General features: G+C 33.3%; 8 protein-coding genes and 1 tRNA gene. 7 read left to right on the forward strand and 2 right to left on the reverse strand.

Annotated elements, in window-relative coordinates:
• Positions 1-77 precede the first annotated feature (77 nt).
• Positions 78-602, reverse strand: coding sequence for a ribosome maturation factor RimM (rimM, locus tag D9R05_RS09530; RefSeq protein ID WP_121667000.1), 525 nt, complete (start codon positions 600-602; stop codon positions 78-80).
• 14 nt (positions 603-616) lie between these two features.
• Positions 617-1,192: a 30S ribosomal protein S16 gene (locus tag D9R05_RS09535; protein ID WP_121667001.1), complete on the reverse strand. Its 576-nt coding sequence runs from the start codon at positions 1,190-1,192 to the stop codon at positions 617-619.
• A gap of 145 nt (positions 1,193-1,337) precedes the next feature.
• On the opposite strand from D9R05_RS09535, the gene D9R05_RS09540 reads away from it, so the two are divergent.
• The 7 genes from D9R05_RS09540 to D9R05_RS09570 all read left to right on the forward strand — a co-directional run bounded on the left by D9R05_RS09540 (position 1,338) and on the right by D9R05_RS09570 (position 13,225).
• A complete protein-coding gene (locus D9R05_RS09540; protein ID WP_121667002.1) occupies positions 1,338-2,357 on the forward strand; it encodes a DUF6252 family protein in 1,020 nt (339 codons plus the stop codon).
• A 250-nt stretch (positions 2,358-2,607) separates the two neighbouring features.
• Complete coding sequence (dnaE, locus tag D9R05_RS09545) at positions 2,608-6,996, forward strand: DNA polymerase III subunit alpha (RefSeq protein WP_121667003.1); 4,389 nt, start codon at positions 2,608-2,610, stop codon at positions 6,994-6,996.
• Between the two features lie 196 nt (positions 6,997-7,192).
• Positions 7,193-7,510, forward strand: a complete 318-nt coding sequence (gene trxA / locus D9R05_RS09550; protein WP_121667004.1) for a thioredoxin — start codon at positions 7,193-7,195, stop codon at positions 7,508-7,510.
• A 187-nt stretch (positions 7,511-7,697) separates the two neighbouring features.
• Entirely contained in the window at positions 7,698-8,627 is a 930-nt protein-coding gene (locus tag D9R05_RS09555) for a DUF58 domain-containing protein (RefSeq protein ID WP_121667005.1), read from the forward strand.
• An 86-nt stretch (positions 8,628-8,713) separates the two neighbouring features.
• Positions 8,714-8,787: transfer RNA gene (locus D9R05_RS09560), tRNA-Asp, on the forward strand.
• 820 nt (positions 8,788-9,607) lie between these two features.
• A complete protein-coding gene (locus D9R05_RS09565) occupies positions 9,608-11,254 on the forward strand; it encodes a tetratricopeptide repeat protein (RefSeq protein ID WP_121667006.1) in 1,647 nt (548 codons plus the stop codon).
• 381 nt (positions 11,255-11,635) lie between these two features.
• Positions 11,636-13,225 (forward strand): fibronectin type III domain-containing protein, encoded by a 1,590-nt coding sequence (locus tag D9R05_RS09570; protein ID WP_121667007.1) that lies wholly within the window; start codon positions 11,636-11,638, stop codon positions 13,223-13,225.
• Positions 13,226-13,240: the final 15 nt, after the last annotated feature.

Genomic DNA, 13,240 nt, shown 5'->3' on the forward strand with positions numbered 1-13,240 from the left:
AAGAATTGATGAAATTTTTCCAGTATTTTTTGAAATAAAAGATTTTGATCTATTAGTCAATAAATCTTAGATAATAATTAAAGATACATTTCAATAAGGCCTTCAGGAACATCAACAAAAAGTTGCTTATTCTTTTTGTCTATAGATTGAATAAAATCATCATTCACCGGAATTAATACTTGTTTTCCTTGATGATCAATTTCAAATAAGGTCTGTGGAGAAGAATCGTTAACGCCGGTAATTTTACCCACCTTGCCAAAATTTTTATCAATAACCAAAAAGTCAATGATCTCGTGAAAGTAAAATTGATCATCTCTTAGTGGTGGAAGTTCAGATAACGGCAGATATACCTCACATTTTAAAAGATCGTCGGCATCATCTTCGTTTTCTACATCTTCAAATTGAACGCGTAATAATTGACTGCGTTGTAGTGAGCTTTTTTCAATAAAAAATGGAATCAAATTTTTGTTATATTCAACAAAAACTGATTCCATTTTTAAATAATGTTCAGGATCGTCGGTATCTAATTTGATAAGCAACTCACCTTTAAAGCTAAATTTACTAACGATTTTACCAAGATAGAAACATTCTTCTTTGCGCATTCGTTAGTTTTTTTTTAGTTAGATTTAGACTCTTTTTCTTCTGCTTTAGCTTCCTCAGCAGTTTCGTTGTCTACTTCTTTTTCAGCATCAGCTTCTGGCTCACCTTCTTCGGTTACTGCAGCTGCTTCAGCTTCTTGTTGTGCCGCTTTGTATTCTGCTTCACGTTTTTCGTTCACTTCTTTTTCAGCAGCTAAAGCTTTAGCTCTCGCTTCTTCTTCAGCTTTGGTAAGGTTTTCACGTTTAGAATCGATAGAAGATTCTTTTTCTTCTAACCAAGCGTTAAATTTCTTTTCAGCTTCCTCTTCTGTTAACGCTCCTTTACGAACACCTCCAGCCAAGTGATTTTTTAACAAAGCACCTTTGTAAGAAAGAATGTTACGAGCCGTATCTGTTGGCTGCGCTCCATTTTGTAACCACTTTACAGAACTATCTACATCTAATTGAATAGTTGCAGGATTAGTTGTTGGATTGTAGATTCCTAGTTTTTCTAAGAATTTACCATCTCTTTTTGCGCGTGCATCTGCAGCAACAATCCAATAAAAAGGTTTACCTTTCTTTCCGTGTCTTTGTAATCTAATTTTTACAGGCATAATGAATTAAATTTTGGGGTTCTCGACCCCGATTATTAATAAGTCTGCAAAGATAAGTTATATTTTTTTAACTATAATAAAAAGATTATTATTTTTTCTCTTACATTTGTAAAGGAAAAATTAGTTAATGAGACCCTAAAAACTTATGAAAAAACTTTTTCTTTTAACCCTTATTGCCGTCTTAGGAGTAGTAAGTTGTAGTGATGAGATAGAAAGCAATACCCCAAGTATTCAAGGTGAAGCAAATGGAGAATTTTTTAGAGCAAGAAATTCTTCGGCCACTATTAATCAAGATGGATCGGTAACCATGGTAGGAACTTCTTCTGAAGAAACTATTAGTTTAACCACCGCTTCTATAGATTTAGGAACCTACGCTTTAGGTAACGGAAATATAAACGAAGCCACTTTTGAAAATGTAGAGGGTGATTTTTATACCACAGGATCTACTGGTTTCGGTCAGATAGAAATTACAAAAGTAGAAGCCGGTAAATTATCAGGAGAATTTTATTTTGATGCCAGAAAAGATGAAACCGGTGATACCTTAAACTTTAATAAAGGATTCTTTTTTGAAGTGCCATTGACAAACCCAGGAAGTGGAGGAGAAGTAGCAATTACTTGTCAAGAAGCGCAAACTGCAACTGCACAAGCTTCTCAAGCTTTTGCAAATGGAGATCCTGACAATCAAGAAGAATACGAAACTTTATGTTTGGCTTATAAAGCAGCATTAGATCAACAAATAGAAGCCTGCGGCGATGAATCTGGAGATTTACAAACTGCTTTAGATGCGCTGCCTTGTGCAAATGAAAATAGTGTAGAAGGTGTTATTTCAGTGACGGCAGGAACACTTGAGATAGATTTTGATGAAGTAAGCATTGTAACAGAAGATGGGCTTGTAAAAGTAACCGGAGAAACTTCTGCACAAAATGATTACAATATTTATTTTGAAGTTGCTGAAAACATTACAGGAGATGATATGATGCAAAATTTTGAAATCAGTTTAATTTCTGTTTATTATCCTTCAACTTTGCCAGATCCAAATGACTTTAATAACAATGTATCTACAAATGCTGCAGGTACAATTATAGGAACATTTTCAGGCTTAGTACAAAATGATGATGGTGGCGACTTAAGTTTAACCAGCGGAACATTTGATTTGAGTTATTAAAATATCTTCCAAAAGATTAACTTAAAAAACTTCAGCATTTTTGTTGAAGTTTTTTTGTGTTTAAAACAATAAGAAAAAAAAATGAACGTTTATTAATTTCTAAACACCTTGATTTTGCCCCAAATTCAAAATGTTTATAAAACCACTTGAGCAATTGATCAAGTGGTTTTTTTTGTTGATAACTTTGCTTTCCTAAACTATTATCTTTTTCTAATTTTAGATGTTCTATTCTTCAATAAAAAACTAGCCTATGTATCTAATTTTTGACACCGAAACTACCGGACTTCCAAAGCGTTGGGACGCTCCAATTACTGATACAGAAAATTGGCCTCGTGCAATACAAATTGCTTGGCAATTGCACGATGAAATGGGACGACTTGTAGAGCATGAGGATTTTCTAATTAAGCCGGAAGGTTTTAATATTCCTTACGATGCAGAACGCATTCACGGGATATCTACAGAATTGGCTCAGCAAGACGGAATTTCATTAGAAGAAGCTTTAGAGCGATTTAATGCTGCTTTAGCAAAAACAAAATTTATTGTAGGGCAAAATGTTGGCTTCGATGTTAACATTATGGGTGCCGAGTTTTTTAGGGGGGAAGTAGAAAATGAACTGACTAATTTACCGGTTTTAGATACATGTACAGAGGTTACCGCACAACTTTGTCAAATTCCCGGAGGTCGTGGAGGGAAGTTTAAATTACCAACACTAACCGAATTACACGAAAAATTATTTGGAGAACCATTTGCCGAAGCGCATAATGCAACTGCAGATGTTGAGGCTACCACGCGTTGTTTTTTAGAGTTGATTCGCAAGCAAGTTTTTACTGCTGAAGAATTAGATGTTTCGCCTGATTACTTTGAAAATTTCTCTGAAGAGAATCCGCACCCCGTTCAATTAATAGGCTTAAAACACATTAATTTAAAAAAAGCTTCCGATGCTATTCGGAAGCAAATGGCAAAAAAAGCGCCTGAACAAGATATTTCTGATGAAGAGATTCAAGAAAATATTGAAGTTTTAGAAGAGCAAGATTTTGCACATTTACATAATCATAGTCAATTTTCCATTTTACAATCAACCATTAGTGTGCCCGATTTAGTGAAAGTTGCTGCCAAAGAAAATATGCCTGCAGTTGCTTTAACAGATCATGCGAATATGATGGGCGCCTTTCATTTTGTAACAGAAGTTAGTAAACACAATAAGGGAGTTGCTGAGCGAAAAAAAGAGGCCGAAGAAAATGGAGAAACCTTTCCAGAAAAACCAATTACTCCAATTGTAGGTTGCGAATTTTTTGTGTGCGAAAACCATACAGATAAAAGTAGAAAAGATAACGGCTATCAAATTGTATTGTTAGCTAAAAATAAAAAAGGCTATCATAATTTAGCCAAAATGTCTTCTATTGCTTATACAAAGGGTTTTTATTATGTGCCACGGATCGATAAGGAAGTCATCAAAAAGTATAAAGAAGATATTATTGTTTTAAGTGGAAACCTATACGGAGAAGTGCCAAGCAAGATTTTGAATATTGGTGAAAATCAAGCTGAAGAAGCACTATTGTGGTGGAAAGAAACTTTTAAAGATGACTTTTATATTGAATTGATGCGTCACGGGCAAGAAGATGAAGATCGTGTTAATGAAGCTTTAGTCCGATTGGCAAAAAAAAATGATGTTAAACTAATTGCAACCAATAACACCTATTACATTGCCAAAGAAAATGCTAATGCACATGATATTTTGCTTTGTATCAAGGACGGTGAAAAGCAATCTACCCCAATAGGCAGAGGTAGAGGCTATCGTTATGGCTTACCCAATCAAGAATACTATTTTAAATCTGCCGATGAAATGAAAGGTCTATTTAAGGATCTTCCTGAGGCGATTACCAATATTCAAGAAATTGTTCAGAAAATTGAAGCATTTGAGTTAGCACGAGATGTCTTGCTTCCGGCTTTTGGTATTCCTGATAAATTTAAAGATCCAGAAGATGAAAATGATGGGGGGAAGCGCGGTGAAAATGCTTATTTAAAATATTTGACTTTTAAGGGTGCAGAAGAACGTTATGGAGAAATAACAGAAGCAATTGCTGAGCGCTTAAACTTTGAACTTTCTGTTATAGAAAATACCGGCTATCCGGGTTATTTCTTAATCGTGGAAGACTTTATTCGCGAGGCTAGAAAAATGAACGTATCAGTAGGGCCAGGTCGTGGCTCGGCCGCAGGAAGTGCTGTAGCTTATTGTTTGAAGATTACCAATATAGACCCGATTAAATATGATTTGCTTTTTGAGCGTTTCTTAAATCCAGATCGTGTAAGTATGCCCGATATCGATATTGATTTTGATGATGAAGGGAGAAGTCGAGTGATGGATTATGTAATTGAAAAATATGGAGCTAATCAAGTTGCGCAAATTATTACCTACGGAACCATGGCTGCTAAATCTTCTATTCGTGATACTGCTCGAGTATTAGACTTGCCTTTAAGTGATGCAGATAGAATTGCAAAACTGATTCCGGACATGTCTAAATTGCATAAAATCTTTGCCTTAGATGAAAAAGGAATTAAAGCGAAATTTAGAAGTGAGGAAGTAGAGAAAGTTAACGAATTACTCAATCTTTCTGAAGGAGACGATTTAGAAGCAGAAACGGTAAATCAGGCGAGGGTATTAGAAGGTTCGGTTAGAAACACGGGAATTCATGCTTGTGGTGTAATTATTACACCAAGCGATATTACAGAACACGTTCCTGTTTCCGTAGCAAAAGATTCTGATTTATATGTTACGCAATTTGATAATTCGGTGGTTGAAAATGCCGGTTTATTAAAAATGGATTTTTTAGGTTTAAAAACCTTAACCTTAATAAAAGATACCGTAAAAATTGTTAAAGGACGTCATGATATAGATCTTGATCCGGAGAATTTTCCGCTTGATGATGAAAAAACCTACGAGCTTTTCCAACGAGGAGAAACAGTTGGTATTTTTCAATACGAATCTCCCGGAATGCAGAAACATATGCAAGCCTTAAAACCCACGGTTTTTGAAGACTTAATAGCAATGAATGCACTCTACAGACCAGGACCAATGGAATATATTCCTAGTTTTATTGCTCGTAAACATGGTCGAGAAGAAATTTCATATGATTTAGATGATATGGAGGAGTATCTTCAAGAAACTTACGGAATTACGGTTTATCAGGAGCAAGTGATGTTGCTTTCGCAAAAATTAGCAGGCTTTTCTAAAGGTGAAGCAGATATGTTACGTAAAGCAATGGGGAAAAAGATATTTGCTTTGCTTGAAACTTTAAAACCAAAATTTTTAAATGGTGGTGAACAACGAGGCCATAATCGAGAAACTTTAGAGAAAATTTGGAAAGATTGGGAAGCCTTTGCGAGTTACGCTTTCAACAAGTCGCATTCTACTTGTTACGCATGGATTGCTTATCAGACAGCTTATTTAAAAGCGCATTACCCTGCAGAATATATGGCAGCGGTGTTATCAAATAACATGAATAACATCAAAAATGTCACTTTTTTTATGGAAGAATGTAAGCGTATGAAACTTCCTGTGCTTGGCCCTGATGTAAATGAATCCTATTATAAATTTTCGGTAAACAAAAATAATGCTGTTCGTTTTGGTATGGGAGCCATAAAAGGCGTAGGCGGCGGTGCCGTAAATACGATAGTAGAACATCGAAAAAAAGATGGTCATTATCGTTCAATTTTTGATATGGCAAAACGTATAGATTTGAGGGCTGCAAACAAAAAGGCTTTTGAAAACTTAGCCCTAGCCGGAGGCTTCGATAGTTTTAAACCAACGCATCGAGCGCAATATTTTCATGATGAAGGTGACGGAATTAGTTTTTTAGAAAAAGTCATGAAGTTTGCATCTAAATTTCAAGAGAGTCAAAACTCTTCGCAAGTAAGTTTATTTGGGGAGGCTAGCGATGTTCAGATCCCTGAACCACAAGTTCCGCCTTGTGAAGAATGGGGGACTATGGAAAAACTTCGGAAAGAGCGTGAAGTTGTAGGGATTTATATTTCAGGACATCCTTTAGATGATTTTAAAGCCGAAATGAAATATTTTTGTAATAGTACCTTAGCAGATTTTAGTCAGCTTGAAAATCATGTGAATAAAGAAATGTCTTTAGGCGGAGTGATAAGCGATGTGCAACATCGAGTGAGTAAAGCTGGAAAGGGCTGGGCTATTTTTACTGTAGAAGATTATTTTGAATCTTATGATTTTAAAATTTTTGGGGAAGAATATTTAAAATACCGACACTTTTTAATGCCCAATAATTTTATTCATTTAAAAGTTTTTGTAAAAGAAGGTTGGACAAATAAAGAAACCGGTAAAAAGAGTGATCCGCGTATTCAGTTTAATTCCTTTAAACAGCTGCAAGATGTCATGGAAACCTATGCCAAAAAGTTAACTATTCAGTTGGATATTGATGATTTAAAGGAAGAACACATCCAAAAGCTACAAGATTTATTTACGTATCATCCGGGAGATCACATGTTGAATTTCGTAGTTTATGAATTAAAGGATCGTATAAAATTGCATATGCCGAGTAGAAGACAAAAGGTGAAAATCTCTCAAGAGTTATTAGATGAATTAGAAGGTCAACAATTGCATTATAAAGTGAGTTAATGTTGCGTTAGGGATAGTAGTGGTTAGCCTGCAGGACTGAAAGGACGAAGCCTAAAAACGAATAGCCCGCCCCGAAATGTAATGTAGGGAACGCCCACATAAGACTTATTGATTTTTGTATAGGGTAATGTAATTTAATACAATGCGTTCAACTCAAAATATTTGTCTATTTTTGTAGTAATAAAAAATTAAAATTATGGCATTAGAAATAACAGACGCAACATTTGAAGAGCAAGTGTTAAATAGTGATAAACCGGTATTGGTAGATTTTTGGGCAGCTTGGTGTGGACCTTGTAGAATGGTTGGGCCAATTATCGATGAAATAAGTAAAGACTACGAAGGAAAAGCGGTAGTAGGAAAGTTAGATGTAGATGCAAATCAAGAATTTGCTGCAAAATATGGAGTAAGAAATATACCAACGGTTTTAGTTTTTAATAAAGGTGAATTGGTAGGTCGTCAAGTAGGTGTTTCTCCTAAAGATGCTTATACTAAAGCAATAGATGAATTGTTGTAGTAATAAAATATATTTATAAAGGAAGGTTTGGCGTTTTTCGTCAAACCTTTTTTTATTTTAGTACCTTTAGGTTTATTGGCACTACCAAAAAGAGTTATGCCTAAAGTTTGACTGGAAATTGAAAATTTGTTTTCAATACATCGTAGGCTTACCTCAAAACAAGGTTATTTAATTAGAATTAAGTATGATGAAGTTACGAGAAGAAGTACATAAAACCGATGGGTTTATAAATATAGAACACTTAGCAAAACAAGTTGTTGAAGGATTGATTTCGGGGCTGCATAAGAGTCCGTTTCACGGATTTTCTGCGGAGTTTGCTGAGCATAAAAGCTATAATAACGGAGAGAGTACCAAACATATCGATTGGAAACTTTTTGCAAAAACCGATAAGTTATACACTAAACGCTATGAGGAAGAAACCAATTTACGTTGTCATTTAATTATAGACAATTCTTCATCAATGCATTATCCAGTCTTAAAAAAGCAATCGATTGATCAGTTAAATAAAATAGGGTTTTCAGCCTTAGCAGCAGCATCATTAATGCAGATTTTTAAAAAACAACGTGATGCAGTGGGGTTAAGTCTTTATAGTGATAAATATGATTATTATGCTCCGGAAAAGGGAAGCGAGCGACATCATCAAATGTTATTAAATCAATTGGAACAGATGCTGAAAACACCCTCTAAAAATCGTTCTACAGAAACCTATAACTATCTACACCAAATAGCAGAAAAGATAAAAAGGCGTTCGTTAATTTTTCTATTTACTGACATGTTTCAGGCTTCAGAAGAGGAAGATCGCTTAATTGAAGCTTTGAGGCATTTGAAATATAATAAGCATGAAATGGTTCTTTTTCACACCTATGATAGTAAAAAAGAATTGACGTTCGATTTTGATAACACACCCACGCGTTTTGTAGATGTAGAAACAGGTGAACACGTAAATTTATATGCCGATAATATTAAAGAAAACTATCAAAAAGAAGTTCAGAAATACTTTTCTCATTTGCATATGCGTTGTATGCAATATAAAATTAAATACGTGCCGGTAGATATTCATGAAAATTTCAATAAAATTTTGACTACTTATTTAATTGAACGTCAAAAGTTTGTATGAATTTGAAAAAATACGCTAAAAAAAAGTACAAAAAAAGTTTGTGAGAACTGTAAACTCTATTATATTTGCACTCGCAATTATGCAACGGTCTGGTAGTTCAGTTGGTTAGAATGCCTGCCTGTCACGCAGGAGGTCGCGAGTTCGAGTCTCGTCCAGACCGCAAAATAGAAAAGCTTCAATTGTAAAATTGAGGCTTTTTTTACGAAGTTGTGTTGTGAATATAAAGTTGAATTACTTTGTATTTAAGGTTTAAGTAGTGTTAAACCAGTGAAGAGCTTTTCCTGTAAGAGGGAGAGGCTTTTTTTGTTTTTAGATGTATTTGTGAAAATAACAACAACTTTTTTTCGTTTCTGAGGTGTGCATTTAGGTGTGCATTTAGGTGTGCAATTCTAAAACGGATCAATCTCAAAAGGGATCAATCTCAAAAGTTGTGTGTGAATTGAAATATTAATTGGATTTTTGTTTTAAAAAACAAGAAGCATTGGGTTCATATATAGACCTACTCAAGATTTTGGATCAATCTCAAAAGTTAAGGAGCTTAAACTTAAAAAACGTTGTATTAAAATTAATACTAAAGCTTCGTTACCTCCATCTGAGATCAGTATAATTTAAAGCCTTTATTGTTATTACTACGATTTATTCAGCACGGAATAAATTTATATACCGATAATGACAAGTGAACTGCGTTTGTATGTAGATTTAAACGATACAGAAATATCCTATATATAGAATAGCATCTTTGTACTTAAATTAGGTATGGGTGACCTTTGATAAATAGGAATAAACCATTATCTTAGGAATGATTTTGCTATTCCTTAGTTTTATGAAAGTTATACTCCCTTTTTTCTTGATAATCCCATTTTTTATAAAGCTCCAAAGGGGTTATTTAAGTAAGAATTAAGCGATTGACTGATGAAGGAATATATTTAATTAAAATTATTGGTATTTAACATCATATAAAAGTAAACCACCCAAAAGCTATGAAATATAAGCTACTATTATTTCTAATATTCTTCTTCTTCAGTTTCTGTTTCTACTCTCAGGATGAAAAAAAATTCTCTTCAAAAGAATGTCAAGAGTTACTTAACCAAGGGATTAAAGCATATGAAGATCACAATTATTCGGAAGCTTTAAAGAAATTAACCAAAGCAGAAGTCATTATACAAAATAAAAGTTGTGATCAAGAATTATGGTACGTTCAAAATTTTATTGGTAACGTCTACAAAATAAGCACAAACTATGCTGAAGGCTTAGAGTACTATTTAAAGGCACTGGAAAATTCTAGAAAAGAAGCGGAATTAAATGAAAATACGGCAACAGTATTAACTAACATTGGAGCCTTATATTATCAAACAAACGAAAAACTAAAAGCTTTAATGTACTATGAGGAAGCTTATGAGTTAGCTAAGAAAATAGATTCAGATTACAATAAGGTCTTTGCAGGCTTAAATATAGCTGATATATATAATAAAAAAGGCGAGCTTGATAAAGCTTTAAAATATCTAAACGAAATAAAAAATTTAGATAAGAGTGATTTTTTTCAACGTATATGGGAGGTTAATTATGCTGACAATTTTTATTATAGGGGAGAAATTACGAATGCCAAACATATTGCCGAAAAATTATTAGAGAAAAATAAAGAAAAAGATGTATGTCACGTCTGTGTACTTGAGTTATTGGCAAAAATTTCTGAAAAACAAAAAGACACTAAAAAAGCTATTGCCTATACAGAAGATGCTTTACAGTATACAGTAGAATGGAAGTCTAAAATTGAAAAATATAAATATTTAGCTGATTTGTATCAAGAAGAGGGAAGCTATTTAAAATCGCTGCAATACAAAGATTCCGCTATGCTTGCTAAAGATTCATTGGCTGCACGCATTAATAAACAATTGTTTGCTGTAAATAAAGTGAAATTAGAAGTTCAGGAATATGAAAATGACTTGAAAACAAATCTTCAAAAACAAAAAGCTGAGCGGAAAATGTTTATTCTGCTCATTATTTTTATTGTGTTATTGGCCATTATCATAGGTTTTATTATTTATAAAGGCTTTAAAAATAAAATAGCTAAACAAAAACAAGCAAAAACTATTATTGAAAGCAAACAAAAAATAATAAAATTAGAACTCGAGAAAGAAAAAAGTGAGCATCAAGCCTTAAAAGATCAGTCACTCTTACAGCAAGAACAATTGAAGAATAAAATTGGTCAAAAAAATAGAAAACTATCTGCTAAAGCGCTGTATTTGTCAGATCGTGATAAATTAATTGAAGGCATTATTGATTCATTAACTCAAATTCCTGAAATCGTTAAAAATAAAGAGGTAAATGATGATATTCGCTCTCTTAAAGAGCATTTAAAAGCGGATGCAGAATGGGATGAGTTTATAGAACATTTTGAAAAAGTAAATCCAGAATTCCTAAAAACTTTGAATCAAAAACATGCTAAACTTAGCGAAAATGATATTCGCTTTTTATGTTATATATATATGAATTTAGATGTTAAGGAAATTAGTCTTATTCTTAATATAACAATTGATGCCAGCCGAAAACGAAAACAGCGTATAGCAAAAAAGATGGGTATCAATGTAGATAAACTACATTATTATGTATTGAACATTCAGGAGTAACGCTGGGGCTACAATCTTATGTATGCCTTTACGAAGTTTTTTTTACTCTTATGGTTTTACTAACATATTAAACCTTTTTTCTCCCCAAGTGTGGTTAATTGTATTTATTTTATTCTTACTTGATAGTTAGCCTATAATTTTATTTGCTTTTAGAGCAAAAAAGCAATATGTCCAAGTTTTTCTGTTAACTGTCCTATTTATTCGTGTCTAGAATTTTGATAAGACACCAGTTTTAATCAATATTTGTAATCAGTTGTACAAAGATAAAGTAAAATCATTGCGATAATGATAAAATTTGTGGGTGTGTAATATTTTTATAAATCCACTTGTTATGATTTACTTTAATCTTATTAGAAGTACGTTAACCTTAAAATAAAAAATATGAAAAAAATTACCATACTTATTATTTCTTTAATCTGTAGTGTTTTTATGAATGCTCAAACAATAGGTGAAAACTGTAATAGTCCGATAGAAATTAACAATTTACCATTTACCACGTCAGATGATACGGCAAATTTTGGAAATAATTATAGTGGCAATGAAGAATTGTGGCTTACTGGAAATGATGTAATATACCATTATCAAGCTCCTTCAGATGGGGCAATATTCATCAAGCTCTCAAATATAAATAATGCAGGCGCTGGAATATTTGTTTATGAGAATTGTAGTGAAATAGATGCTACTAGCCCATTAAAAGAGGAAACAAATGTTTTTGGGACAGATAATTTAAGTATTCCTATTACAGAAGTAAGTTTAGGGTCAGATTACTATATTGTTGTTTCATCTGTTAATGTAGCTCCAGTCTCTACTCAATCTATATCTTATACGTTAGAAATAGAGAATACAGATCCTTGCTATTCAATAGAAAATATTCAAGTGTCAAATATTTTAATTGACGGAGCTGAAATTAGTTGGGATAATGATACTGCATTAAATTACGAGTGGTATGTTTTTTCAAGCGGAGCTATAGTTGATCCAAGCGATCCTTATGCAGATAGTCCTATTTTGCAAGGAAATACGATTTCAAATTCGATTGTTGTATCAGGATTGATTCCTGACACGTCATATGATGTTTATGTGGAATCAGAATGTTCAAATCCGGCAGGTAATATAAACAGTGAGTGGAGTGATCCGGTAACATTCGAAACATTAGAATGTTTCTTACCTACAAATATTCAAATTACAAATGAAACTTATAATAGCGTAGAGATAAATTGGACAGAAAACGGAACAGCTAACGAATGGGAAGTATTATATGTAGAAACAGGTTATAGCCCATTTATTAGTGGCACGTATATAGTTGTTGATAATAATCCTGGATTAATAATAGATAATTTAATAGCAGGAAAGGGCTATGATATTTATTTAAGAAGTATATGTGGCGGTCATGAAGGAGATTGGACAGAACTAGTTACTTTTTATACACTTGAATGCTCCCCCCCTACAGATATAGTGGTTAGTAGTAATGAAACCGAAAATAGTGTCGAATTGAGTTGGGTTGAAAACGGAATAGCAACAGAGTGGGAAATTAAATATGGGAGCACGGGCTTTGACCCCTCTACCCAAGGAGAGTCCAAAATGGACACTGATGGAGTTTTAGGGGAAATATTGACCGGATTAACAAATAATGTAGAATACGAAGTTTACGTACGCTCCGTTTGTACGACTAACCTTGTTAGTGAATGGTCAAGTCCTAAAAGCTTTCAGACAAATTTAGCAACGTCAAATCTAAACCGTATGAATGGTTTATGTTACTATCCTAATCCTGTTAAAGATATACTGACAATAAATGCTCCTCAAACAATAAAAGAAATATCAATCTATAATATACAAGGAAAACTACTTATAAAAAAGAAGCTCAATGATACTTTGGGAAATATAGATTTATCCAGTTTTTCCTCTGGAATATATTTAATGCAAGTAATGGGTCACTCCAGAACTTTTTCTACGCATAAAATTGTAAAAGAATAACAGTGCTATGTGTTA

Source organism: Mesonia aquimarina (assembly GCF_003667275.1).
In the GTDB taxonomy this organism is placed as follows: Bacteria; Bacteroidota; Bacteroidia; order Flavobacteriales; family Flavobacteriaceae; genus Mesonia; species Mesonia aquimarina.

Excerpts from the sequence above, each read along its gene's own strand:
- rimM (WP_121667000.1), bottom strand. The coding sequence starts at position 602 with ATGCGCAAAGAAGAATGTTTCTATCTTGGTAAAATCGTTAGTAAATTT.
- D9R05_RS09535 (WP_121667001.1), bottom strand. The coding sequence starts at position 1,192 with ATGCCTGTAAAAATTAGATTACAAAGACACGGAAAGAAAGGTAAACCT.
- D9R05_RS09540 (WP_121667002.1), top strand. The coding sequence starts at position 1,338 with ATGAAAAAACTTTTTCTTTTAACCCTTATTGCCGTCTTAGGAGTAGTA.
- dnaE (WP_121667003.1), top strand. The coding sequence starts at position 2,608 with ATGTATCTAATTTTTGACACCGAAACTACCGGACTTCCAAAGCGTTGG.
- trxA (WP_121667004.1), top strand. The coding sequence starts at position 7,193 with ATGGCATTAGAAATAACAGACGCAACATTTGAAGAGCAAGTGTTAAAT.
- D9R05_RS09555 (WP_121667005.1), top strand. The coding sequence starts at position 7,698 with ATGAAGTTACGAGAAGAAGTACATAAAACCGATGGGTTTATAAATATA.
- D9R05_RS09565 (WP_121667006.1), top strand. The coding sequence starts at position 9,608 with ATGAAATATAAGCTACTATTATTTCTAATATTCTTCTTCTTCAGTTTC.
- D9R05_RS09570 (WP_121667007.1), top strand. The coding sequence starts at position 11,636 with ATGAAAAAAATTACCATACTTATTATTTCTTTAATCTGTAGTGTTTTT.